Origin of the sequence: Alteribacter aurantiacus DSM 18675 (assembly GCF_000429705.1) — a bacterium.
Classification (GTDB): domain Bacteria; phylum Bacillota; class Bacilli; order Bacillales; family Salisediminibacteriaceae; genus Alteribacter; species Alteribacter aurantiacus.
Genome location: NZ_AUCJ01000010.1, coordinates 152309 through 178256, shown reverse-complemented (window position 1 = coordinate 178256; position 25948 = coordinate 152309). Strand labels below are relative to the sequence as shown.

General features: G+C 42.4%; 24 protein-coding genes. 6 read left to right on the top strand and 18 right to left on the bottom strand.

The window, feature by feature from the left end:
* Positions 1 to 476: 476 nt before the first annotated feature.
* From G476_RS0100915 to G476_RS0100880, 8 genes are all read right to left on the bottom strand, one after another.
* Positions 477 to 788: a DUF2553 family protein gene (locus G476_RS0100915; RefSeq protein ID WP_026688445.1), complete on the bottom strand. Its 312-nt coding sequence runs from the start codon at positions 786 to 788 to the stop codon at positions 477 to 479.
* A gap of 236 nt (positions 789 to 1024) precedes the next feature.
* Positions 1025 to 1408, bottom strand: coding sequence for a glycine cleavage system protein GcvH (gene gcvH / locus G476_RS0100910; protein ID WP_026688444.1), 384 nt, complete (start codon positions 1406 to 1408; stop codon positions 1025 to 1027).
* Between the two features lie 320 nt (positions 1409 to 1728).
* Complete coding sequence (locus tag G476_RS0100905; protein WP_026688443.1) at positions 1729 to 2085, bottom strand: arsenate reductase family protein; 357 nt, start codon at positions 2083 to 2085, stop codon at positions 1729 to 1731.
* Between the two features lie 178 nt (positions 2086 to 2263).
* Positions 2264 to 2512 carry a DUF3923 family protein gene (locus G476_RS0100900; protein WP_026688442.1) on the bottom strand — a complete coding sequence of 83 codons (249 nt, stop codon included), beginning with the start codon at positions 2510 to 2512 and terminating at the stop codon, positions 2264 to 2266.
* Between the two features lie 92 nt (positions 2513 to 2604).
* Positions 2605 to 2763, bottom strand: coding sequence for a hypothetical protein (locus G476_RS23435; protein WP_156906487.1), 159 nt, complete (start codon positions 2761 to 2763; stop codon positions 2605 to 2607).
* A 233-nt stretch (positions 2764 to 2996) separates the two neighbouring features.
* Entirely contained in the window at positions 2997 to 4778 is a 1782-nt protein-coding gene (locus G476_RS0100890) for an acyl-CoA dehydrogenase family protein (protein WP_026688441.1), read from the bottom strand.
* Between the two features lie 220 nt (positions 4779 to 4998).
* Positions 4999 to 6177, bottom strand: a complete 1179-nt coding sequence (locus G476_RS0100885; RefSeq protein WP_026688440.1) for an acetyl-CoA C-acetyltransferase — start codon at positions 6175 to 6177, stop codon at positions 4999 to 5001.
* A gap of 27 nt (positions 6178 to 6204) precedes the next feature.
* Entirely contained in the window at positions 6205 to 8595 is a 2391-nt protein-coding gene (locus G476_RS0100880) for a 3-hydroxyacyl-CoA dehydrogenase/enoyl-CoA hydratase family protein (protein ID WP_026688439.1), read from the bottom strand.
* Between the two features lie 291 nt (positions 8596 to 8886).
* Between G476_RS0100880 and G476_RS0100875 the strand changes: the two genes are divergently transcribed.
* Together G476_RS0100875 and G476_RS0100870 are read left to right on the top strand one after the other, a co-directional pair.
* Positions 8887 to 9150 (top strand): hypothetical protein, encoded by a 264-nt coding sequence (locus tag G476_RS0100875; RefSeq protein ID WP_026688438.1) that lies wholly within the window; start codon positions 8887 to 8889, stop codon positions 9148 to 9150.
* A 16-nt stretch (positions 9151 to 9166) separates the two neighbouring features.
* Complete coding sequence (locus G476_RS0100870) at positions 9167 to 9520, top strand: spore coat protein (RefSeq protein WP_026688437.1); 354 nt, start codon at positions 9167 to 9169, stop codon at positions 9518 to 9520.
* Between the two features lie 74 nt (positions 9521 to 9594).
* On the opposite strand, the gene G476_RS0100865 is transcribed toward G476_RS0100870, so the two are convergent.
* Together G476_RS0100865 and G476_RS0100860 are read right to left on the bottom strand one after the other, a co-directional pair.
* Positions 9595 to 11247, bottom strand: coding sequence for a sodium:solute symporter family protein (locus G476_RS0100865; RefSeq protein WP_026688436.1), 1653 nt, complete (start codon positions 11245 to 11247; stop codon positions 9595 to 9597).
* A gap of 91 nt (positions 11248 to 11338) precedes the next feature.
* Complete coding sequence (locus G476_RS0100860) at positions 11339 to 11644, bottom strand: DUF4212 domain-containing protein (RefSeq protein WP_026688435.1); 306 nt, start codon at positions 11642 to 11644, stop codon at positions 11339 to 11341.
* Between the two features lie 622 nt (positions 11645 to 12266).
* Between G476_RS0100860 and G476_RS23760 the strand changes: the two genes are divergently transcribed.
* Entirely contained in the window at positions 12267 to 12719 is a 453-nt protein-coding gene (locus G476_RS23760) for a methyltransferase family protein (protein ID WP_169720862.1), read from the top strand.
* Positions 12720 to 13022: 303 nt separating this feature from the next.
* Positions 13023 to 13385 (top strand): potassium channel family protein, encoded by a 363-nt coding sequence (locus G476_RS0100850; protein WP_026688433.1) that lies wholly within the window; start codon positions 13023 to 13025, stop codon positions 13383 to 13385.
* A gap of 100 nt (positions 13386 to 13485) precedes the next feature.
* Here the strand turns inward: G476_RS0100850 and G476_RS20990 are convergent, their stop codons facing one another.
* Entirely contained in the window at positions 13486 to 16716 is a 3231-nt protein-coding gene (locus tag G476_RS20990) for a 5'-nucleotidase C-terminal domain-containing protein (protein ID WP_051314598.1), read from the bottom strand.
* A gap of 241 nt (positions 16717 to 16957) precedes the next feature.
* On the opposite strand from G476_RS20990, the gene G476_RS0100840 reads away from it, so the two are divergent.
* Together G476_RS0100840 and G476_RS0100835 are read left to right on the top strand one after the other, a co-directional pair.
* The gene (locus G476_RS0100840; protein WP_026688432.1) at positions 16958 to 17872 is read left to right on the top strand and encodes an ArsR/SmtB family transcription factor; all 915 of its coding nucleotides are present in this window, start codon (positions 16958 to 16960) and stop codon (positions 17870 to 17872) included.
* Positions 17865 to 19103 (top strand): MFS transporter, encoded by a 1239-nt coding sequence (locus G476_RS0100835; RefSeq protein ID WP_026688431.1) that lies wholly within the window; start codon positions 17865 to 17867, stop codon positions 19101 to 19103. Before G476_RS0100840 ends, G476_RS0100835 begins: the two co-directional genes overlap by 8 nt.
* A 66-nt stretch (positions 19104 to 19169) precedes the next feature.
* On the opposite strand, the gene G476_RS20985 is transcribed toward G476_RS0100835, so the two are convergent.
* The 7 genes from G476_RS20985 to G476_RS0100795 all read right to left on the bottom strand — a co-directional run bounded on the left by G476_RS20985 (position 19170) and on the right by G476_RS0100795 (position 25874).
* Entirely contained in the window at positions 19170 to 20090 is a 921-nt protein-coding gene (locus tag G476_RS20985) for a UDP-glucose dehydrogenase family protein (protein WP_342664025.1), read from the bottom strand.
* 31 nt (positions 20091 to 20121) lie between these two features.
* Complete coding sequence (locus G476_RS24125) at positions 20122 to 20526, bottom strand: hypothetical protein (RefSeq protein WP_342664024.1); 405 nt, start codon at positions 20524 to 20526, stop codon at positions 20122 to 20124.
* Between the two features lie 13 nt (positions 20527 to 20539).
* Complete coding sequence (gene galU / locus G476_RS0100825; protein WP_026688430.1) at positions 20540 to 21430, bottom strand: UTP--glucose-1-phosphate uridylyltransferase GalU; 891 nt, start codon at positions 21428 to 21430, stop codon at positions 20540 to 20542.
* Positions 21431 to 22299: 869 nt separating this feature from the next.
* Positions 22300 to 23601 (bottom strand): preprotein translocase subunit SecY, encoded by a 1302-nt coding sequence (gene secY, locus G476_RS0100815; RefSeq protein WP_026688429.1) that lies wholly within the window; start codon positions 23599 to 23601, stop codon positions 22300 to 22302.
* Positions 23602 to 24009: 408 nt separating this feature from the next.
* Complete coding sequence (locus tag G476_RS23095) at positions 24010 to 24171, bottom strand: Fur-regulated basic protein FbpA (RefSeq protein WP_084405534.1); 162 nt, start codon at positions 24169 to 24171, stop codon at positions 24010 to 24012.
* Positions 24172 to 24275: 104 nt separating this feature from the next.
* Positions 24276 to 25295 (bottom strand): STAS domain-containing protein, encoded by a 1020-nt coding sequence (locus G476_RS0100800; RefSeq protein ID WP_026688428.1) that lies wholly within the window; start codon positions 25293 to 25295, stop codon positions 24276 to 24278.
* A gap of 258 nt (positions 25296 to 25553) precedes the next feature.
* Complete coding sequence (locus tag G476_RS0100795; protein ID WP_026688427.1) at positions 25554 to 25874, bottom strand: putative quinol monooxygenase; 321 nt, start codon at positions 25872 to 25874, stop codon at positions 25554 to 25556.
* Between the last annotated feature and the right edge of the window lie 74 nt (positions 25875 to 25948).

Sequence of the window (25948 nt, the reverse complement as noted above, 5' to 3'; positions counted from 1 at the left end):
GTCTCGCTCGTTGCCTGTATGATGAGAAAAGGACAAAAGAATCTAATGAAAGAGAATCCGAACAAATGTGGAAAATAATCGCTCCTGAAATATACTTCCCTTTCCACTTCAAGCGGCTGAACCTCCTCGGGCTTTGCCCTCAAGGGTCTCATCTTCGCTTTTCATCCCGCAAGAGTCTAGGTATATTTCATCCGCTTCATTAATTATTCCGATGTTCAGATGTTTCCCTCATCACTATTTTAATTTCCCTACTCTTTATCGAGGCAATACTTCGCGTCCCTAAATACTAATATAATCATAGTGGAAAATGGTGGTTTTGGAAAGAAGTTTTTCGTTGCTCAGGATGGTTTTCTTACTGCTCGTGACCGGGGACTTAGTGGTCGTGAGAGACTGGAGCAATCCACCACTATTTACACGTAACCTGTAATCCCATAAAAAAACAAGCAATGAGCTAGCTCAATGCTTGTTTAAGGTCTCTAACACCAACCCATGTCGCATCCGTCTACATATGATTGAGGCTTTTCTGCAGGCGATTTACTTGGGTGTTTTTCTTTATAAGCTTCAGACACGTTAAATTCTTCTGCGAACTCGTATTGATCGGTTTGCTCGTTCATTTTGTATCGACCGACTTTTTGTTGGTCCATATAGAAAGTGATGTATCCTTCATCGTCCAATTGGGCTGTCACTCGGTCGGAGACATCCATGTACATTTTGTCCTGATTAAAAGTTGGATTGTCTTCTTTTACACGATTGTCTTGATTTTGATCTCTGGAATCTGTCGGATTCATGTTAGCGCCACCTTCCTCATTTCATCCGGCACAAGCGCCTGTGAACTCGAAGTTACAGTGCCTTGCCAATTCGTTCTTTGGGCAGTTATTCTATAGGATGACACAATCGCACTATTTTTATGAGTAAAAAATAGTGCAACACTTGTAAAGACAGATCCAAAGGTGGTCGGACTCCCTAGCCCTTCCAATTTACAAAAAAGAACCGCCTTTTTTAAAAAGGCAGTTCTTAGTACGTTCTATTCTTCGCGAATCATTTCTTCGTATTGCTCTGCTGTCATAAGCTTGTCTTTTTCTGAAGCATCAGATGGTTCCACAACGATCATCCATGCTTTTTCGTATGGAGATTCGTTTACAAACTCAGGAGAGTCTTCGAGCTCTTCGTTCACTTCTACAACTTTACCGCTTACAGGAGCGTAAAGTTCAGATACCGTCTTGACGGATTCTACACTACCGAATGGCTCATCAGCTTCTACTTCGTCGCCTACTTCTGGTAATTCAACAAATACGATGTCACCTAGTTCGGATTGTGCGAAGTCTGTGATCCCGATACGGACTTTGTCTCCTTCGTCTTTCACCCACTCGTGCTCTTCTGAATACTTAAATTCTTTTGGTAAACTCATGTGTGCTTCCCTCCAAGTTTAAGTTGGCTGCTTATTTTACGGCACAGCAATCATTATGTACGTTTGTGCCACGTGTAAAACAATCTACATTAACTATAGTATACTTTTCCATCTGTAAGCAAGAGCAGAGACTATCCGAAACCACTAAAAAGTAAAGCCCACCTTATCAGTGCCTTTATTTAAATAGCAATGGCTCCACTTGGTTGCGCGCGTGGTACGAAAAAACAACTCGTATCAGGTTTAAAAACAAGCAACCGTTACGCTCATTGGTAAGGAGTCATTGAAAAAGGTAACGTTCGAACTTTCTCAATGCCTTCAGACTATCCCCAAGCTTCTTCAAATGTTTCTTCTTTAAACCCAACCGTTACTTTCTTGCCGTCTGTGACGATTGGTCGTTTAATTAACATACCATCAGATGCGAGTAATTCAAGAAGCTCCTCTTCCGTGTCCGTTTTTATGCGGTCCTTCACACCTAGCTCTCGGTACTTCTTCCCGCTGGTATTAAAGAATTTTTTGAGCTCTAAGCCGCTCATTTCATATAATTCCTTTAGCTGACCCTTTGTAGGTGGTTTTTCCACGATATGAACCGATTCAAACGCTACATCCTGATCTTCAAGCCAACTTTTTGCTTTGCGGCATGTGCCACACTTTGGATATTGATAGAACGTTACACTCAACGTTATTCCTCCTTTTTATAAGATCACTTCGTTTATTATTATGAAGGGTGGCGACTATTTTTAAAAGCAAATTCCCTTCTGTTTATTATGACTAACAAGAACATCACAAGTCAGTCCGGTAAGAAAGCTCCACTATAAGTAATCCGATGTCTTTCAAAAGGTGATTGCACCTCTACGTCTATGCGGACTTTTTATATGATTTCTTTTGGTTACCAACAAATAAATGAATCCCTAGCCACACCATTTGAAAACTTAATGGTATTAGAAAAGCAACGGTTAACACTCCAAATGAAATGAATTTGATCCCCGGTGTTTGTACAGCACCGGTACCATCAACCTCTCTCATAAACACAAACAGTGTACCTGCAAGATAAAGAGCCATCCAAAAAGCGTTTGTCATCCACCAAAGAACCCAAGATGCTTTCATGTTTTCCCCTCATTTAATTGTTTCTTTTTTTACATTCTTAAGGCAAAAGCCATCCGTATTTCAAATTCGCTTTTGCCTCAAGGTTATCCTTCTCATTTTTTCTTGTTTTTTCGACTGTTTTTCTTTCCTTTGGCATCCGCTCCCCACATTTCTTGTATGCCAAAAGATGAATCACTTGGAGTCAGTTCTCTGGAAAATTCCTCAACGGCTTGAATGGGACTTTCATACACAAATTCGTTTTTTGGTTTCAAATTCAGTTACCCCTTTTTACTCTATTTAACATCCTTTAGTATTTCCCAAGTTGCGCCTTGTTTTTTTGTTAAATAAAAGTAAAGAGCCCCTTGATTTAGGAGCTCTTTACATTAAGAGAGGAGAATGTCCTTCCTTTAGAAAGGAGGATTATTATGATTTCGGGGCATGGGGAAATGCCCCAAACTTAATAACATCTTTTTTCTGTACAAAACATCCTTTACCCAAAAATGTTTTACAGAACGTAACGCTCAGCTTCAATGATTGGTGCTGCGATTTCGCGCTTCTTTGCTACTACGTTCACTGGTGTGTGACGAGTAAGCTTCTTAAGGATCGCAAGCATTGTACGAGCACTATCGCCGTCTTCAAGTGCCACAAGTGATTCTTTCGCTACAGCTTCAATTCGGTTAATCGCTTCTTGTGTAAAGACTTCAGTAAGAAGAACTTTTTGCTTGGCTTTCTCAAGACCGTCTTTTCCAATCGCTTTTTCTGTACGAAGGATACAAGACTCGATCGAGAAGATATCGGATACGATGTCTGCAATGTTCGCAAGAATCTCTTGTTCTTTTTGCAGCTTCTCACCGTATTTCTGAGCAGCAGTACCTGCTACCATCATGAAGATCTTCTTCGCATTTTCAAGTAAATACTTCTCTTGCTCTAGAGCTTCGTCGCCTACTTCTTGTGGCATCATCATCATGAGCTCTTCTTGAAGGTTTGCAGCTTGCTCAAGAAGAGGAAGCTCACCTTTCATTGCTTTACGCATGATTGTTGCTGGAACGAGCATACGGTTAATTTCGTTCGTTCCTTCAAAGATACGGTTAATACGGGAGTTACGGTACATGGATTCAACTTCATATTCACTCATGAATCCATATCCACCGTGAATTTGAACGGCTTCATCTACTACGAAATCCAATACTTCGGATCCGAAGATTTTGTTTAAAGAGCATTCGATCGCATATTCAGCAATTGCTTTTCCAACCGCATTACCTTCTTTTTGCTCTTCTTCACTCAATGCGTTAAATGCATCATCGATCAAGCCGCCAGTACGGTAGATGGAGCTCTCCGCTGCGTACGTTTTAGCTGCCATTTCAGCAAGCTTCTTTTGAATAAGAGTGAATTTGGAGATTGGAATTTTAAACTGCTTACGATCGTTCGCGTATTTAGCAGACACTTCGATCGCACGCTTTGCTCCGCCTACACATCCAACACCTAGTTTGTAACGACCCACGTTTAAAATATTAAAGGCAATTACGTGGCCTTTACCGATTTCTCCAAGAAGGTTTTCTTTAGGTACAAGAGCATCTTCAAGGATAAGGGTACGAGTAGACGATCCTTTAATTCCCATTTTCTTCTCTTCTGGTCCTACAGAAACACCTTCGTATTCACGTTCAACGATGAATGCTGAGAATTTGTCACCATCGATTTTTGCGTAAACAACGAACACATCAGCAAACCCTGCATTTGTGATCCACTGTTTTTCACCATTTAATACGTAGTGTGTACCCGAATCATTTAGCTTTGCAGTCGTTTTGGCACCTAGAGCATCGGATCCTGAACTTGGTTCAGTTAACGCGTAAGCAGCAAGCTTTTCTCCTGATGCAAGGTCCGGAAGGTACTTTTGTTTTTGCTCTTCAGAACCGAAGAACACGATTGGTAAAGAACCGATCCCTACGTGAGCACCGTAGGAAAGGGAGAAAGAACCAGCTAAAGCGAACTTTTCAGTGATCAATGAAGAACTGATTTTGTCTAGCCCGATTCCACCGTATTCTTCAGGTACATCAGCTCCAAGAAGACCTAATTCTCCTGCTTCTTTTAATAAACGAACGTTGATGTCAAACTGATGTTCTTCCATTTTCTCAACTTCAGGTACTACTTTATTAACAACAAAGTCTTCCGTTGTTTTTGCAATCATCACGTGCTCGTCAGTAAAGTCTTCTGGAGTAAACATACGGTCTGCTTGAATACTTTCAAGTAAAAAGCCGCCGCCTTTTAACGTTTTATCAGCTGTTGCCATTTTTGTTCCTCCTAATATATTTAAATTTATATCCTTATCAGTGTTTTAAGTGAGTAAGGATCCGGAAGCCTGAATGTCCTTCGCTTTCCGCGGTGGTGCTGGCAAGCCTCCTCTCGCTAACGCGATGCGGGGTCTTCCCTAGCCCCCACTACCGCAGGAGTCTCGAACATTCCGGCTTCCTCACTTTTTATAAACCTTCAGACATCTGAATAAAAGATGTTTAAACGAGCTCAAATACTCCTGCTGCGCCCATTCCTCCGCCGATACACATAGTGACAACACCGAACTGTTCACCGCGACGTTTCATTTCATGGATAAGGCTCAATGTAAGCTTTGTTCCTGAGCATCCAAGAGGATGGCCAAGAGCAATGGCTCCACCATTAACATTCACGCGATCTTGGTCAAGTCCAAGATGACGAATGACCTGAAGAGATTGAGAAGCAAAAGCTTCATTCAGTTCAAACAATCCAATGTCTGATTGCTCCAACCCAGCAAGCTTAAGTGCCTTCGGAATCGCTTCTACCGGCCCAATACCCATAATTTCAGGTGCTACACCAGCTACAGCAAAGGAACGGAATTTTACTAATGGTGTTAAGCCATCCGCTTCTGCTTGTTCACGATCCATGACAAGAACAGAAGCTGCTCCGTCACTCATTTGAGAAGCGTTACCAGCAGTTACGGATCCAGTTGTACTAAACGCTGGTCGAAGTTTTGCAAGAGACTCTATGGAAGAGTTCGCACGAACGCCTTCGTCTTGTTTAAAGAGAATCTCTTTTTCTACTAATTTGTGCTTCTCGTTAACAGAACGGAACGTCACTGGTACTGGTACGATTTCGTCAACAAAGTGACCTTTTTCAATCGCCGCAGCCGCTTTTTTGTGACTTTCAACAGCAAATGCATCTTGGTCTTCACGGCTTACTTCAAATCGCTTAGCCACTTCTTCCGCTGTGTGTCCCATGCCCATGTAATACTCAGGGGCTTCTTCTACTAGCTTTGAATTCAATGCAATGACATGGCCACCCATTGGAATCATACTCATGGATTCTGCTCCACCGGCCATAACCGCTCTTGAATGACCAAGCATGATTCGCTCTGCTCCGTAAGCAATACTTTGAAGGCCTGAAGAACAGTAACGGTTGATCGTAATTGCCGGCACAGTATCCGGTAGACCCGCTAAACCAGCGATGTTTCTTGCCATGTTCATGCCCTGCTCGGCTTCTGGCATGGCACATCCGAAGATCACATCGTCAATAAGTGATGGATCGAATCCTTCTGCGCGCTTGAGTGTTTCTTTTACAGTTAAAGCCCCTAAATCATCTGGTCTTACTTGGGCTAACGTTCCTTTTTTTGCTTTTCCCACAGGTGTTCTTGCACCTGCTACAATGACGGCTTCTCTCACAAATTGTCCCCTCCTTTGGCGTTTCGTTTAGTTACGTAATGGTTTTCCTTTTGTGAGCATATATTGCATACGCTGTTGCGTTTTCGGTTCTGCTACTAAGCTTAAGAACGCTTCTCTCTCAAGATCGAGCAAGTACTGCTCATCTACTTCCGTTCCTTTAGGTACTCGACCTCCTGCTAATACGAAGGCAAGCTTTTGTGCAATTTTCAAGTCATGATCGCTAATGTGGTTACCGAAGTGGAGTGCTTTTGCTCCTTGAAGCATTGTGGCATATCCTGTTTCTCCGACCACTTTGATCTTCTTACGTTCCGGTGGTTGGTACCCACTATTTGCTAAGTGCAAAACTTTTTGTTTGGCATCGTGAAGCAAGTGATCGCCATTTACACTAATACCATCTTGTGGACGAAGGTAACCAAGCTCTTGTGCTTCTTGCGCACTCGTGCCCACTTTAGCCATCGCAATCTTCTCAAACACTTGGTTGGCTATAGCTTGAAGATCAATATTCGAACCTTCTGGAAGGCTTTCAACATGACGAAGGTAAAGCTCTTTGTTTCCGCCACCACCAGGGATGAGACCGACACCTACTTCTACAAGACCCATATAGGTTTCTTGAGATGCTTGGATACTGGATGCTGGCATGGAAAGTTCAGCACCACCACCGAGTGTCATTCCGTGTGTTCCAACAACTACCGGCTTTCCTGAATAACGAACTTTTGCCATCGTCTGTTGGAACTGACGAACCACCAAGTCGATTTCAGGGTAATTCATGTCTTGTGCTTCCATTAAAATCATCATCAAGTTGGCACCAACACAGAAGTTTTTCCCTTGGTTACTGATCACAAGACCTTTATAGTTCTTCTCAACTTCATCTAAAGACTTTGAAATCATTTGAACAACGTCAAGTCCAATTGAATTGTTCGGAGATGTAAACTCGAGATTTACGACACCGTCCCCAATATCAATGAGAGAAGCTCCGGCATTTTTCATAATTACATTTGAATCTTCTTTTTTTAGCGTTTTCAAGTTGATCACTTTAGGATTGATGTCCGGTTTCACGTACTCGCCGTTATGGAAAAATTCCTGATCTTCTCCATAGAACGAGGACTTCCCTGACTGAAGCATCTCTTTCACCCAAGCAGGAACCGTTTCTCCTTCAGCTTCCAATCGCTCAACGCTCTTTTCAACGCCAATGGCATCCCATGTTTCAAACGGCCCAAGTTCCCAGCCGAATCCCCATTTCATGGCGTCGTCGATTGCTTTTACGTCGTCCGCAATCTCATATGCTTTTTCTGCCGAATATAAAAGAACCGGCTTTAAAATGTTCCACACAAGCTCTCCAGCTCGGTCATCTGCGTATACAAGCGCTTTCAATTTTGCTGCTTTTCCTTTTGCTTGCTTACTTTGTTGAACAGAAGGCGCTTTCAATTTTTTACGTTCGACATATTCCATTGTGTTGTAGTCAAGTTCTAGAATCTCGCTTCCCTTTTCTCCTTTTTTCTTCAAGAAGAACCCTTGACCTGACTTACTCCCGAGCCATCCTTTTTCGGCCATTTCTTTCATAAAGGCCGGTGGGTCGAATACATCCTTTTCCTCACCATCAACTTGGTCGTACACGTTCTTTGCTACGTGTAAGAATGTATCGAGACCTACAACATCCAACGTTCTGAATGTGGCACTCTTCGGTCGGCCGATCGCAGGACCAGTCACAGAATCCACTTCACCTACAGAGTAACCGCCTTTTGTCATCTCACGAACGGTTACTAATAAACCGTAAGTTCCAATGCGGTTTGCGATGAAGTTCGGCGTATCTTTCGCTTCGACAACACCTTTACCTAGAACGTCTTCGCCGAATGTTTTCATAAATTCAAAGACTTCAGGCTTCGTAGATTTTGTCGGAATGACTTCAAGTAACTTCAAATAGCGAGGCGGATTGAAGAAATGTGTGCCCAAGAAGTGCGCTTTGAAATCCTCAGAACGGCCTTCTGACATCGCTTCAATAGAAATCCCGGACGTATTCGAACTTACAATTGTTCCCGGTTTTCTGTACTTCTCTACGTTTTCATATACTTTCTTTTTGATTTCAAGATTTTCAACAACAACCTCAACGATCCAATCCACGTCTGCAAGCTTCTCCATATCATCATCCATGTTACCTGGTGTGATCAGTGAAACATTCGACTTTTTCGCTAAAGGTGCCGGTTTTTGTTTTTGTAGTTTTGCAATCGCTTCTGAAGCAAGGCGATTACGTACAACCTTATCGTCTAATGTAAGTCCTTTTTTCTCTTCTACTTCCGTCAACTCTCTCGGTACGATGTCCAAAAGAAGTGAAGGAATACCGATGTTGGCTAAATGAGCTGCAATTCCGGAACCCATTACTCCGGAGCCTAACACCGCTACTTTTCCGATTCTCCCAACCATGAAGGACCTCCTTCTTTCTTTTTGAATGAATACTCATTCATTTTTCTGTTAAAAAAATATCCGCAGTTTTTTTCCGCGTCTTTTCACATCATTTACATCTTTAACTATATAAAATAATTTCCCATTACGCAACCATAATGACAGAAAATTTTCTTTATTTCTACTTTATGCATGCTTCCTCCCTTTGTTGCCATACAATTCTTGTCTTCTTTTCCCGGGAAATTTCCGCATATTTCATTGCTTTTCGCAAAAACTATACCAGAGTATGGATAAATCAAAGGAGGAAAACGTATGCAACAGCAACCACACCAACAACAAGGGAAAAACGTCATGACTCAACCACCAGAAGTGGTCACAACGAAAGATCATCTTTATATTTGCGATATGCTGTCTTGGAATTTGATGGCGATGAAAAAAGCACACCAAGCATCCCAGCAATGCGAAGACCAAGATATTAAAGATGCGCTTGATCAAGCTGGGCGTATGCACTATATGCACTATCAACAATTGCTCACTCACTTGCAAGGGAATAACAATAACCCACAGATGCAATAAACTAGGAGGAATGAAGATGAATCAGAATCCATCGGGCTCACAAAAAATTCAAAATCCGCAAACACAAACACCGGACTCTCCGCTTATGAATGATCGCGACTATATTAATGATATGCTCGCGACAGAGAAATACATGACCGATTCATATTGTACAGCTCTTAATGAAGCCTCTCACGAAGGGCTATACAAAGATGTTCAGTCGATTTTCAACGAAACCCAAGACTGTCAGCGAAACTTGTTCAATGTCATGTTCCAAAAAGGGTGGTACTCTTTCGATGCTGTCCAACAACAAACACTCGATCAGTCCCACCAAAAGTTCACCGGGTACAGTGATCAGTTCCCGTATAATCAAAACAATCCTGTATCGTAGCTCAAAATATTTATGATATCGCCACCCGATACAGAACAAGAAGCCGTCGGAGCTAGTCCGACGGCTTCTTTTCGTTATTTCATCCATACGTCTCCATTTTTGTAAGTCATCTGTTCCGGATAACGTAGATCTTTTACTTCATCCTGTACTTCTTGAGATGGTGTTTTGGTTAGCAGCGATACAACTACAATCGTGAAGATCGCTGAAGCTGCTCCAAAAACCCCTGCGCCTGTGTCAATAATTCCAGCAATCGAAAATCCGCCAAATCGGACGGCGAAGATATAAGAAAGGGTCACGATCAATCCCACTAGCATTCCCGCAATAACACCAGGCCCGTTCGCCCTTCGCCACCAAACCCCAAGGAGTAATGCCGGGAAGAATGTTCCGGATGCCAGCGCAAATGCCCACGCAACGATTTGCGTAATGGCGCCTGGCGGGTCCAGTGCAATAATCCCTGCAAGGACTGTTGCTCCTACGATTGTGATTCGACCAACGGCAAGTCGGTTTGAGTCAGTCGCATTCGGACGAAGAACACGGTAGTAAATGTCGTGTGCGAAAGAAGAAGAAATCGCAATCATTAATCCACCTGCTGTTGAGAGGGCCGCCGCCATTGCTCCTGCGGCCATAAGACCGATGACAAAGACGCCGAGATTGGCGATTTCAGGTGTAGCCATTACAACAATGTCATTCGAGATCATGATTTCACTCCATTGAAGAATCCCGTCATTGTTTGTATCGGCGATTTGCAAGAGATTTGTATTTAGCCACGTCTCTGTCCAGGCCGGCAGATCATCAATTGGCTGACCAACGACATTCGTCATTAAGATAAAACGAGAAAATGCCGCGTAAGCCGGAGCTGAAAGATAAAGTAAACCGATAAACAAAAGTGCCCACGCCCCAGACCAGCGCGCCGCTTTCATCGTTGATACTGTATAAAAGCGGACAATAACGTGAGGAAGCCCTGCAGTACCAGCCATAAGAGTAAACATTAAGGCCAAGAACTGCCACCTTGTTCCGTTCTCGAAAGGAGCAAAGTATTCCGACAGTCCAAGCTGCCTGTCAAGTTCCCCAAGCTCTGATACGACTTGTCCGTACGATAACCAAGGTAGTGGATTGTTGGTGATCTGAAGACTCATGAAAATGACCGGAATGAGATAGGCTGTAATCAAAATGATGTACTGAGCCACCTGAGTCCACGTGATCCCTTTCATCCCACCAAAAGCCGCATAAAAGGCAATGAGAACAACCCCGATAAGTGTTCCGATACGAGCATCCACTTCTAGCAACCGTCCGATGACAACACCGGAACCGGACAACTGTCCTACCGAATATGTAAAGCTGATGATAATGGTACAAATAGCTGCAATCACTCGTGCCGTATGACTGCCATAGCGATCTCCGATAAATTCAGGAACCGTATATCTTCCGTATTTTCTGAGCTGAGGAGCTAGAAGAAAAGTAAGTAACAGATAGCCACCTGTCCAACCCATGATATAGGCTAGACCGTCGTACCCGAGCAGCATCACCGTTCCCGCCATTCCGATAAACGATGCGGCACTCATCCAGTCGGCACCGATGGCCATACCATTAAAAACCGGTGGCACTCCTCTACTTGCTACATAGAAATCTGACGTTTGTCTGGCCTTGTTATAAATTGCAATCCCAATATATATCCCAAATGTAATGAGTATCAGCGTCAACGAAACAAAAAACTGTGAGTTCTCCAACCGGACGTCCTCCCTTAAGCATTTGTTGTTTCTTGAACGATTTCATTGATCCTTCGAGTTTATGCTAGCTTTCTCTAGATGGGATTGAACGTTAATGGTCAACGGTCTTTCCATAGCTGATTTGTTCATTCGCTCCTTCATCAATACCGTACTTCTGATCAATTCGGTCACTGACTTTCGCATTAATAAATAAAAGGATAATAAAGGTTACAATTGAGCCTTGAGCTCCCATGAAGTAGTGAAAAGGGAAACCAAGGATCGGGACTTCAAACTGTAGTGAATCAGCGAACAATACAACGCCAAACGACACAACAAACCAGATCGACAGGAAAAGTAAAATATACTTATTCTTTTCACGGTAATAAGCATCCGCAACAGACTTATCGATTTTTTTCATACAGGAATTCTCCTTTGGTTTGGACTTGTCCTTTTCAGTGGCTGAGCGACTCCTACTGATCTACTGCAAACTGAATATAAATCTGACTGTTTCAAAAAACGGCGCAGGTACCATTGCAACCTGAAAGACCATAAACCCTATGATCACAACAACTGGTAAGGCTAAAAAAACGGGCTTCTGCTTTTTTACGGTCAGGTAAATGCTTATCGTAACGATCAGAAAAAAAGTGATAAGAGTGAACAGTGCGATCTCCCTCCTTTTGTAAGCGCTTTATATTTTCCTTATTAAAAGCTATCCCCCTTTGTAGAATTGTGCATGTGTTATAATACAGAATATTTATAATATTTAGTTTATTTCACCATTATGAATGATAGGTATTACTACGTCAACCAATGATTATGTTAACATTTACCTATTTTTAAACCAGACATTTCACCTACTATATAACAGTTCGTGGAATTTCGCTGTTTTTCAACTTTTGAGTAAATCCGCAAAAAATGGAAACAGTAAGACTATGACTATTTCAACCATGATCTTTATCGCTTTGCTGACGTTATGGGTTGCGGAGTGGTTTATTTTTAAAGAGAGTCCACGGTTAAGAAAGGAGGTTCTTCGGGGGAGTTTGAAGGCTAAAAGATTGGTTTTGTTAACCTTTTCACTCTCTCTTGCTATGGCATTCCATCTGGGTAAGCTTCATGTAGAACCGATGTGGATGACAAAATTGTGTGGTCTGTTCTTTTTAATACTCGGTCTTACACTCAGGTACTGGACGTATGCAGTTACGAAATCGTATTTTTCAAGAGGGTTCTCATACGATGAGAACCGGCCTCTTTTTAGTCACGGGCCGTTCCGCCTTCATCGACATCCTTATCAAACAGGATTCTTTTTCATGACGCTCGGGGTCTGCCTTTTCATCAGTGGACATTGGTTTGTGCTTCTGACGACTTTTACGGTTCTCGGAAGCGCGTTGCACTACAGGATGAGTCTTGAAGAGGAAATGTTTAAAGTTGTCTACGGGGAAATCTATAGTTACTGGTGTAGACATCGTTTTCGGATCTTTCCTTTTTTGTATTAAGCTAAAATGATTACACACAGTTAATATGATTGATCCTGGCTTACATTGTAGCCCTATCATAAAAACTCAACCTCTATTTTGATTTGCGGGTTGAGTTTTTATCGTTTTAAGCTGTTCACCTTCGTTATACTGATATTCGACATTATTTCTCATTCCTTCAAGCCTATTCGGTGTATAATCATAGTTGGTTTATTTCATTACTAGAAAAATACCGGCTACATCACGATTAGTAAATGTAGAGTTGTGTGTCCTAAATTGAGGGACCTTCAATGCTGGGGCAACCTCTGGAGGAGGAAATAATAAATGATATCTTTTTTAATAACGTTGCAGAGAATGGTTCGAGCCATTTTTCGTGGGTTAAAGGAGCCTGAGTTTCAAGTTCTGTTTGTCTTAACAGTCTTCACATTACTATCAGGGACGATATTTTATAGCACCGTTGAAGGGTTGCGTGTATTAGATGCTCTTTACTTTAGTGTCACTACCCTATCTACCGTAGGATATGGTGATTTTTCTCCCCAAACAGATTTCGGAAAGATCTTTACAATTATTTATATGTTTGCAGGGATTGGAATTGTTGTTGCCTTTGTAACGAAGATTTTTGAATACATCCAGAAAGGTCAAGTTAATACTAAGAATAAAATAAAAGCGAAACGAGCGCATCGTTAATGTGGGGTCTGTCCCACGAACAATTGTGTAAAACCCCTCAGGCTGGTTACAGCCTGAGGGGTTTTGGGTATTATAGTGTTCTTATGTTTAATTCAAGGAATTAGTTATTCCCTTTTCCGTTATTGTTACCAGGACCTTTACCGTTTCCGTTTCCATTGTTATTGCCCGGCCCTTTGTTCTCGTTTCCGTTATCTTTGTCATGGCCTTTTCCTTTGCCATTTCCGTTACCCGGACGAGTGTTTTCTTCCTTTTCTTCGTCAGACTCTTCATCTTCCTCTTTTACTTCAGAAAGAATGATATCATCTGCACCGCGAGGCTTAAGCTGAGCTGTTCCTCGGAATTGGCTTGAAAGACCAGTAATGTCTACCACATCACCATTTTCAAAAGCAAAGTCATCATAAGTAAGGCCCGTTCTATTATCTACACGAATTAATACGGATTCCTCACCAGAAACAGCTAGAAATTCAAACGTTCCGAAGTTTCCTTGAGGTGTAAGCTCTTCAATGGTTACCTCTGAAAGCTTTACAAGTTGCGCTTCATTTTCAAAGCTTACAGCAGCTGGAGTCAGCTCAAGTGCTGCCGGAACATCTGACGCACCTGTCACTTTAAGCGTTTCAAGATTTGTAATTTGAAGCTCTCCGTTAAAGTCACCACGTTCGCCTGTAACTTTTACCATATCGCCTTTGTTTACAATACCTTCATCGAATTGGTAAACATAAATTCCTGCTGTGTCATCTTGAATGTAAAAGCCTTGTGCTCCCCAAGCTCCTGGTTGAGAAGTAACAACGCCTTCTACAGAAACGCTGTCACCATTCGTTGCTTCACGAGCTTCCGAGATAGAAACTGGCTCTAAAGGAGCTGGTTCTTCAGCGATAAACTCAAATGACTTTGCAGCTTGTAATCCTGGACGTTGGAAGTAAGCTTGCAAACTTCCGTCTACCAGTACACGCTCCCCAATGTGCTCAGGGTTCGTTTGCAGACCGAAATCACTACGAAACGCTGCCGGAATTTGAACATAAAGCATGTTGTCAAGATCCGTTTCACCCGGTGTATCTGCAATGGCAAAATTAAAGTCGTTATTAAATGGTGCTACTGAACTTACATTCGTACCGGAAATAATGTGTCCAACAATGTAACCAGCCACTTTTGCGTCTTGACCTTGGCTGTCTCTTGCTTCAGCAACCGTTAATGCATCACCTGGTGCTGGTGCCGGACCTGGCTCGTTGCCTTCAGCGTAATCAATAGTAATACGTTCACCTTCTACGTAATCGATCGGCCCATCATGGTTTTCAACGTATTCAACGATGGATTCCCACACTTTACCGTAGTTATCATTAATGTTTGTGTCTCCTAAAGTATAAAACGCTCGACCGTGCATGAAGTCGTTGTATGAAGCAGTAAATGTATCTTGATCGGCTACTTCCGTTCCATCTTCATAGAAAAGGTTTACTGACTCAAAACGGTCGGAGCCGCTTCCTTCTACAAGCTCATAGTTTAAACCAGAAATCTGTAGGTCTACCCCTCTATGATAATTTGCTTGTGTTAAAAGAACTTCCTTCAATCGTTCACCAGTTGTATCGACACTTACAATCTCGTTTCCGAATCCGTCAAGGCCTTCAATCATTTTGTCCGTAATCACACCAGGAGCAATGGTTCCTGAGATTGAGGATTCGTTTAAAATCGCTACATCCGTTTCTGTTTTCGCACGGACTGAATCGGTGTAAAGATTTCCAAGACCACTGTCGCTAACTGAGTTGTTAGTAGAGCTTAATCCGCTCTCAGTCTCACCAATGATGTTCCCTTCTACTGGAGCATCAGGTGCAACACTCACACTGATTCGCCCTTCGTTTGCAGGGTAATCAATATCTTGACCTTGTTCAGTTAATTCCTTTGCAAAATCGATCATGGCATCAGTCATAAATCCGACTTCCTCAAGAATTTCCCCATCAAAGTCGTAGCCGCCACCACCGGTACCAATATAATCGGCAACAGAGACAAGATAGGTTTTTTCCATATCAATCGGCTCACCGTCTACTGTTAAAACGGAATCATAGTAGTTGCCTGAATCATACGTTAAAATCTCGTAGTGCAAACCTGAAGTCTGCAAATCTACTGAATTACGACGGCTATAGGAAAATTCAATAACATCCTGAACTGCCTCTCCCGTCATTTCAATCAACATAATTTCATTCGCAAATGGTTCCACTGTGTAAATGTCGCGCTTAGTAAGTTCTCCCGCTGCAATGTCTGCACGAATTCCACCGTTATTTGTAAGGGCAATATCAGCTTCCCCTGCATGTCTCATGGCGTCGGTCCAGAAGTTGCCAAGTGGCGCGTCACGAACCGTACGTCCAGCACGAGAAAGACCTGTGTTCGAATACCCGATTTTCACATCCAGTAACTCGTCCATTTTATCGTTCCAATAATCAATAATCTCTTGAACTTCTTCATTTGTTTCAGTTAGTGAACTTGTAGATTGCAAGAACCCTTCCACACTCGTCACTTCACGAGTATCTTCGTCAACCGTAATCGTCAAATTACCAACGTCTAAACCATTTGATCCTGCTTGCACAATTGGCGTTCCGTTTACGACCTGTGGCGCCGTTAAACGTGTATGTGAGTGCCCACCGATAATCACGTCAAAGAAATCCACAGCTTCAGCAAGCTTACGGTCCTCTGTATACCCATGGTGAGTCAGACCAACAAACACGTCTACTTCGTCTGCTTTATGTGCATATTCAGCCGCTGTTTTAAAAGGATCGTGAAACTCTAATCCTACAATACCAGCTGGTGCTGTGGATGGTGGTGTTTCTGTAAGTCCAAGAACCCCTACAGTGAGACCATCCAAATCAAACTCCACGTATGGTTCTGGCTGTTCAATTACAATATTCTCATCAACCACTTCCATATTTGCACTAATCCAAGGAAACTCGGATTGTTCAACACGGTTCATGAATTCTACTTGACCATAATCAAACTCATGGTTCCCAATAACCATAGCGTCAAGCTCCATGGCGTTTAACACTTCAACAATCGGCTTACCAAATTCCAAATCTACTACCGGATTTCCACTGAAAATGTCACCGGCATCTAAATAAAGACTATACTCTGCTGCTTTACGCTCTGCATTAATATAAGCGGATGCTTTACCAAGAGGATCGATTCCAGAGTGAATGTCATTCGTATGTAGAATCTTCAACTCTAACCCTTCAGAATCAGAAGCTTGTACGGAAGATAACCCAATCCCCGTTGCCCCTGTAAATGTTTGAAAAACCAAAAGAAACGCTACCGCTACTGCCAACACTTGTTTGTACCCACGTTGTAAATTCATCTGTTCCCTCCTAAAATAGTCTTACAATTTAATAGTATAGAATAATAACTAAATAGGTTTTACTGTTTATTTAAGAAATGATTACATATTCATAAACAATCTTTTAGATATATTCATATACTTTGATATTCAAATCTTTTTACCTAGGAATAAAGTCATGTATTGTCGAACGTTTCATGTAGACATTTCGCATTTGTTCGTTTATGATCGAATTAAATTATTTCGATAGGGGTCGAACAAAATGAAAATTATGTCTTTCTTCCATCCTCAATTTGAATTCCTGAACAGCCTGCTCGATTTTGTTAATAAGAAAAACTATAAGCGTATTGATTTAGGAAAAAAATGGGCCGACCACGTAAACGAAAAAAGTGAGGGAGAATTGCAAAGGCTTGTGGACAAGAGTACGAACCTTGACACGGAACTTCATTTTATCCACATGTGTACGGTAGCTAAAGAAGTGAATACCGGAACAACCTGTGGAGATCTTCTTAGCTGGATTCAGAAATACTCCCCTTCTCACATGGGGAAAGCTTTTTTATCCACATATGAAATCGAAGCCCCTCCTTCATTAGACCAATCCTATGAACTGCTATCCACATGGTACACCTCTTACTATTCTTTTGTTGAACCTAAGCTGACAAAAGAGCTTTCCGAAGTGGCTCGACAATCTTCGGTACTTGTGAAAAAAGAAACACCAATTAAAGCAATTAACGCGATTACGAATGGACTTACTCTAGAGGGGGATGTGGAAAACCTGACCGTCTACCTCTTACCTCAGTTTCACGGTCGTCCTGTTCTTTTTCATAAACAGACAGACACGGTTCACATTTATGGGTACGCCGCAGACACGATCACCCTTCACAACGGAGAGTTAGCCCCTGTGTATACACGGACTCAGCAAGCTCTTAATGATATAAACAGGTTAAAAATACTTCAGTTTATCGAAAAAGGTCCCTGTTCGTTTAAAGACATTCATGATTGTTTTTCATTAGCCAAAAGTACGGTCCATCACCACCTTCTGACTCTTCGTTCGGCAGGATTGATTAACGTTCACCAACCACTGGGAAAACACGTATGGTACAGCTACAGAAGTGAGGGTTTACGGAATTTCGAACAAAGAATAAGCCTTCTAATTGAGGGGAACGTCCATGAATAGTCCATTTATAAAGAAGTCGTTCGTGTTCTTGTGGATGGCTCAGGCGGGTTCTGGATTGGGAGGAACTTTTGCAGCGTTTCTAATGTCGTGGCTAGTGTATGATCTGACCGGCTCTATGCTTGCCATGAGTAGTGTTTGGGTTGCATTCATGCTGCCTAGCATCCTGACCAATCTCATATCCGGTCCTTATATTGATAAACTTCAATATAAAACAGTCATGATTGTCTCAGAATGGCTTCGTGCCGGAGGATTTTTCATCTTAGGAATCGTAGTCATGGCAGACCGTCTTTCCTTTGCATTCGTCATTGTGATTGCCGTTTTAATCGGATTTGCCGAGCCATTGTTTCGGCCTGCGAGCATGTCCTATGTCGCACATATTCTCCCAAAACAATTGCTTCAAAGGGGGAATTCGGTCCTTGAGGGCACAATGCAACTGATGATGCTCGCAGGACCTGCTCTAGCCGGTTTCTTACTCACCATTGCAGGACCTGAAGTCCTCATAGCCATCCTGGTCATCGTTTTGTTTAGCTCAGGATCGGTGCTGCTTTTCGTTCCGAAAGTAGATCGAAAATCTACGAATCATCCTCCCTCTTGGTTTTTCATGTTTAAAGAGGGATTATCCTTTTATCGGTTATTTCCGGTATTACTTTGGATTGGTCTTCTTATGACCGTAATCAATTTCAGTACAGGCGCAGCTGTCCCTTTGTTCCTCCCTTACATTATCGATCACATTGGCGGAACAGAATTTATGTTTGGCTTGTTCACTTCTTTGTTTTCTCTTGGAATGATGGCAGGTTCGTTAGTAACGGGAGTGTTTAAACAACCAGCGAATTTGAGAGTGGTGATGCTCGGTAGTTTAACGATTAATGGCTTCCTTATGATCGTTTTAGGTGTAGTCACCTCCATATGGGTCGCGCTGGCTGTCTCCCTGTTTCAAGGTGTCTTCGCCATGATCTTCACAATAAACAACACCACCTTCTATCAACAAAGAGTTCCTCCTCACCTTCGTGGGCGAGTGTTTGCCGTGAGAACACTATTAGCACAATCGGGGATTCCCTTAGGTGCTGTATTCGGTGGATTTGTTGCAGAGGGCTATGGCTTTACAATTTTGTTTCTTACCCTTGGTGGCTTCATCCTCATCGCTACTGCTGTAGCATGGATGGTCCCCATCTTTTATCAACTCAATCAACCTTTGGAAGAAGAGTCACTGCCCGATGCGAAGAGGGCTTAATTTGTCCAATAAAAGAGGCTGACTCCCCTTGGGAATCAGCCTCTTTTCAATCATTGTCAACCCTCTTCAGTCAATTGTGCGGGGTCTGTCCCCGTACAATTGCCCCCTTGCGATCGAGGGATAGATGCTTGGTCTGCCAATGGAGTGGTATTCGATGTCTGCTTGATGGACTTTTTCTTTAGTAAAAACGTTCCGCCCGTCAAATAAAATCCCACGCTTGGTATACCATTTGATCTTTCGCAAGTCCATCTCTTTAAACTCTGCCCAATCGGTTACTAGAAACACAATGTCACTATTGTATAGAGAGCTTTCCAAATCGTGGATCAGCTTTACGCTCCCAGGAAGCAATTCCTTTGCAGTGGCCGCTGCGACGGGATCGTATGCTTTTACATGTGCTCCTTCTTCGATCAACTGCTGAATAAGTATAATGGACGGGGCTTCCCTCATATCATCAGTGTCAGGCTTGAAGCTAAGCCCAAGAACGGTAACATGTAGTCCTCTCAATGACCCTAGTCGGTCAAGGGCCTTTTTAACGAGAGCCATCTGTTGTTGGGTGTTTACTTCGGCAACGGCGTTCAATAGTTTAAAAGAATACCCGGATTCTGCCGCCATCTCCACTAAGGCCTTTGTATCTTTAGGAAAACAAGAACCTCCGTAACCGATTCCTGCTTGTAAGAAGGCACTACCGATCCGCCTGTCTTTTCCCATACCTACTGCTACTTCTCCCACGTCCGCCCCTACACGTTCAGATACTTGAGCGATTTCATTGATAAAACTAATTTTCATAGCTAAAAAAGCGTTCGAAGCATACTTAATCATCTCAGCACTTCTTAGATCCGTTCTGACTGTTGGAAGTTGAAGAGGAGAAAAAAGGGACTCAACAATGTCTCCTGCTTCCTGATCTTGCGCTCCTATCACCAACCGATCCGCATAAAACGTATCATGAATCGCCGAACCTTGACGGAGGAATTCTGGATTTGAAACCACGGAGACACTCCCCCTCCCGTGCGCTTCTCTGTTAATCCAGAATGCAATTTTGTTCGTTTGTCCCGACTGGCACTGTACTTTTTGTGACTACGACCACATCAGAACAAATACTACGTCCAATACTTAAAGAAGCTTCACGGATATACCTCAAGTCCACTCTCCCCGTTTTCTCCTCCGGCGTACCCACTGCAATAAAGATAACGTTGACTTTTTCACACGCCTTCTCATAGTCCGTTGTAAATTCTAATCGCCCAGCATCAAGATTCTTCCTCATCATCTGTGCAAGTCCCGGCTCATGAATAGGAGGCTGCCCCACATTCATAAGAGCCACTTTTCCACGATTCGTATCCACACACGTAACGCGATGACCTAATTCTGCTAAAACAACACCTGTGACCAATCCTACATACCCTGCTCCCGTAACCATAACGTTCATATCGGTCTCCCCTTTAATGGATAATGGAACTGTCCGAATGATTCAGCTTCTTTAAATAGTCAAGAATATCGTCACGCAAGTCTTCTCTTTCTAGGCCAAAATCCACTGTAGCCTTGATAAATCCTAACTTATCCCCAACGTCATACCGTTTTCCTTTGAACGTAAAAGCAAGGACCGCTTGTTCCATGTTCAACTTTCTGATCGCATCGGTAAGTTGAATTTCATTCCCGGACCCGGGATCAAGATGTCTTATAATATCAAAGATTTCAGGTCTTAGAATGTAACGTCCCATAATGGCCAAGTTGGATGGCGCTTCTTCTATAGACGGTTTTTCAACCAGATCATCCAGGAGTAAGGTGTCTTTTTCTACTTCACTCGGTTTTGGAGCGACAATCCCATACTTTGAAACGTCCTCATAGGGAACAGGTTGCACTCCGACCACAGACGTTTGATACCGATCAAACACATCCATAAGTTGCCTAAGACACGGTCGGTCACTTCGGACAATATCATCACCAAGTAATACGGCAAATGGTTCATCTCCAATAAATGGTCTCGCGCATCCAATCGCATGCCCTAACCCAAGTGGTTCTTTTTGACGAATGTAAAAGATATTCGCCATATTACTAATACCTTGAACCTCTTCCAACACGTTTTCTTTCCCTTTTACTCTCAGCGTTTCTTCAAGTTCGTAGGATTTGTCAAAATGGTCTTCGATTGCTCGTTTTCCTCGACCGGTTACAATGATGATATCTTCTATCCCTGATTCCACAGCTTCTTCTACAATATATTGAATGGTCGGCTTATCAACAATCGGAAGCATTTCTTTGGGTTGTGCTTTCGTTGCTGGTAAAAATCGTGTCCCTAATCCTGCCGCAGGAATTACTGCTTTACGTATTCTCATCCTCTTCCCCCTTCAAGGTCATTTTCTTATTACCAATTATACTTCCATAACATGTTCACCCTTAACCGATTTACCATTTCTTATCAACCTCTTAACAATTGTGCGGGGTCAGACCCCATGGCTGTCAAATTTAGCAAAATTGGCGGCTTTTTTTGGTTCTTTATCTTATTGATCATTCACCCCCATTTTTCACATGACAAATAAGCTTCCTTTCAGAAGTTTTTTTGTCAAGGATATATTCCGTTACAGGTGGACGCTTTCCGCGGGCATCGCCTTAGCCTCCACCGGAACTGTGCTTCTTCCTCTACTAGTATTGCTTTGTAGCGTCTGCGTCGAAGCAACTCGTAGCTTATTCGTGATGTAACCGTTCGTCCCTGCGGGGTCTTCGGCTGATGCTATTCCCGCTGGAGTCGCCACCTTTCACTCCATTTTTACTTTAATGAAAGATGATCTCCATATAACAAACAGTTTTTTTATACTTTTGAAAAGGTGTCTCGCCCCCCCTTCTCTTCTCACTACCTACATAAACTTCGAATGGTTTCTGTATGTCGATAAAATAAGTTGGTTTACCTAGTTGGTGAACCCCCAAAATCTATGTAACTGTCACAGACAATCTGACTTTGACCAAGTGAATAGGTGTAGCCGGAATGTTCGAAGACTCCTGCGGCAGTGGGAGCCAGGCGAGACCCCGCAAGGGCTTTGCCCGAGGAGGCTCGCCGGCACCGCCGCGGAAAGCGAAGAACATTCCGGCTACACCTTTCTTCAACTTATTTACTACACTCAACCCTTAAATTGATACTATGGCGTCTGCCCCCAGTCAATAAACGAAAAGAAGCACCGGCCACTGATGGCTGATGCTTCTCTTATGTTTAAGATGTTTTCTTTAGGAATCCTGTGTATTTACGATCGATAAGCTGGCTTTCGATTCGCTTCATCGTGTCAAGAGCAACACCGACTACGATTAGTAAGCCGGTACCACCAATTTGAACCGTTGCCGGAAGACCCATGGCTACTGTAAAGAAGACAGGAATCACCGATACGGTTGCCAAGAACAAGGCACCAACAAACGTTAATCGATAAAGGACTCTTGTAATGTGCGTTTGTGTAGCTTTACCAGGTCGAATACCTGGAATATAGCCGCTTTGGCGACGTAAATTGTCCGCCATTTGTTCAGGGTTCACTTGTACAAATGTATAGAAGTATGTGAACGCAATGATCAACGATGCAAATACTACAAGACCAACTGGTTTTGTTTGATCAAAATTCTGTACAACCCAGTTCGCTACAGGGTTTGATGGATCAAAGAAGTTGGCAATCGTTGGTGGGAAAATGAACAACGACATAGCGAAAATAACTGGAATAACACCCGCTCCGTTTACTTTTAACGGTAAATGAGTAGATTGACCGCCTGTTGGGCGCCCTCCCGCTGCCATTTTCTTCGCATATTGAACCGGAATTTTACGTAAGGCTTGCTGAACGTAAATGACCCCTACTACAATGGCCAAAACAGCGACAGCCAATAACGCAATAATCACGAGATTAATGAAAAGCTGCTCACCGGCTCCTTGAATGTATGTAGCATAGAGCTGGTTGACTCCACCAGGAATAGCTGCGGCGATACCTGCAAAGATAAGAAGGGAAATCCCATTCCCAACACCTTTTAGAGTGATTTGCTCACCGAGCCACATTAAGAAAGCAGTACCTGCTGTTAATACTGTTGCAATAAGTAAATACGTTACGAATGACGGGTTAGGTACAAGACCCGGCATCAAGTTATTAAATCCGATTGACATTCCAAGTGCTTGCAAGAAAGCAATTCCAACCGTTCCGTAGCGCGTCACTTGCGCTAACTTCTTACGACCGGACTCTCCTTCTTTTGACCATTCAGCAAACTTCGGAACAACGTCCATTCGGAGTAATTGTACGATAATGGATGCAGTAATGTATGGCATAATACCTGTTGCGAAAATGGAGAAGTTCTCCAAAGCCCCTCCGCCGAACGTGTTCAAAAATCCAAAAGCAGCCATTCCATCAAAATCAATGACACTTGGATTTACCCCCGGTGCCGGAATATGAGCACCTATTCGAAACACGACCAACATGGCTAAAGTAAAGATAATCTTGTTGCGTAAATCCCCTACACGAAAAATGTTAACAAACGAACTAAACATACGTGCACCTCAATCCCTTCTGATGTCCTCTCCCATAAAGAAGCTTATTCTTGAGAAATGGGCCTTGCCATTTACTCACCTGATTAAGTGTCATAAGAAACGCCCCCTCGCGCCTTCTTCTGACGTGGTGCCGTCGTGCAATCCGACTCACCCTTACCCAATCTTTTTGTACTATAAACTACTGTTCTCTCATTTTAGCACACAATCCTGCAAAAATTTTGAGAATTTTCTATATTCGACAAAAAAAGCCGTTCTTCGCCTTTCTTTCCCTCCATTCTATAAATCCATTATTAATTTAGTATTAAAACATAATGGTTCTTCTGTTAAGTTTCTAGCGAAAACAAATAAAAAAGACACCATCCAAAAGGATGATGCCTCCACTATTACTGGCTCTATTACTGGATCTATTTATGTAGCATGGGGTGAATGGAACTTCGTGATCCCGTATTCGCTTAAAAATTCAATTAGTTCGTCTACAGCAACCTCATAAAGCTGACGTCCATCCTTAAACTTATAGATCCCAAGGGCCAGGCACTCGCTGATGATATGGTCTTTCTCTACGCTTGCCATGATACGCCTCCTTGTAAGAATCTTTGTTGCTTCACGGTACTTATTCCCACCCCAAACCAAAGTAAAACCAGATTCATGTGCCAATTTTTTTGACTAATGTCGAATTAACATATGGAGAGACCTTGACGCTCCAATGAATACGTAATTCCATGTTGAAGGTTCGTAAAGCACTTTACTCCAGAAAAGTCATACCTCATTGCTATCATCTTCATACTTAACTGAGGTGTAATCCCAACGAGGACCGTTTCTATGCCTAAAAGATAAGTAGAAGATACAAGCTGTTGGATCATGGAAACCACATATTCATCAATATTCTCATTTAATCCTGTTAAATCCAAAAGAAGAAAGCTTACTGAATACGTTGATATTTCGGCTAATGTCTTTTCAAGCAACTCATTTGATCGAAATTCATCATACTTCCCAAGCAATGGAATAACTACCACTTGATCCAAAACCGGAATAATCGGAGACGAAATGTCCTTAATCGTTTGTGAAAGTTCAGTCGTTCTCTTCTTTACCAACTGGTCCAACTTCTCGATTTCATTCTTTTCCTTCCTTCTTGAAAGTTCGTGAATGTTTTGGTTCACGGTTACTTCTGATGGAAAGAACGTGAATTCGCAATAATCGCTTCCCTCAATCTGGCTTTTGTTGATGTTGTACCAAATGTTTTTGTTGAACACACCTGTAAAAAGACCAGCGAAATGCCCGGGGAAGAACGCCCCGCACTGTTCTTTTCCTTGTATCTTGTTAATTCTGTATTCCCAACTATTCTTTATCCGAATAGTAGCTGTACATGCATCTTCATCAAGATGAGAGACCTCAAAACGCCCCCACCCTGCTGCTGCATAAATATCAGGCAAAGCAGTAACAGACTCTGTCGGACGTTTGCTCGTTCTAAAGAAGTACTCTCCTACGATAATCCCCATTCGATATCCTGTCGTTTCCAAAACCACGTTGGACGCTTCTTCACCAGATACTTCTTCCATCGTATCCAAAAACGTCTTAAATGCGGAATTGAGCCAAAATAAAACAGCCTGATCTCCTTCGAAAGTGAACATGCCACGTTCGTGTTCCCAACTAAACGGTGAACCTATTACGTCTACTTCTTTTAATTTTCCGCTCATCTTATCCGGCACCCTTCTCTGGACCCACCCTCTTTCATAAACGTTAAGTCGATGTAGTCAGGTGGTATATACTTTTGTTATAAACATATACGTATACATTCGGAATGAATTATAAAAACCCTTCCTTTTTTTTAGTAATGCGAAATGTTTTTCGTTAAATAAATAATGAGTATTTCTTTAGCTCAGAGAATAATAATTAAAAAAAGCAGACTAAATATCTGCTTTTTTGATCTTTGCTTATTCAACGCTCCCGTTTGTTTAATAAAAATTCGATGAAATGCCTTTCCCTCCCATGGTTTTAAGGGTGCTTATTCTCTCCATTCCAGTAATGATTGGTTTTGCACGTTTTATTAATGTTTGTGTAGTTTCAAGAGTTAGGGAGGCTTGGTGGGCATTTTCATTACTCCACACTTCATAAACATAAACAGCGTTTGGTTCGCTCTCAGAAATATTTACGAGATATATCTCGCACTCATCGAGATTCTTCATTGATTCTGCCGCTTCCAACAAAATATCTACCATTGTGTCACGTTCGCCTTCTTGAATATTAAACTTTCCAAACAAACTAAATTTGCTCATATCATCCTCCTTGATTTTGTCACCTGTTAATTATTTCTACATCCGAACTCGATTCTCTTTTATTCCATAAATAA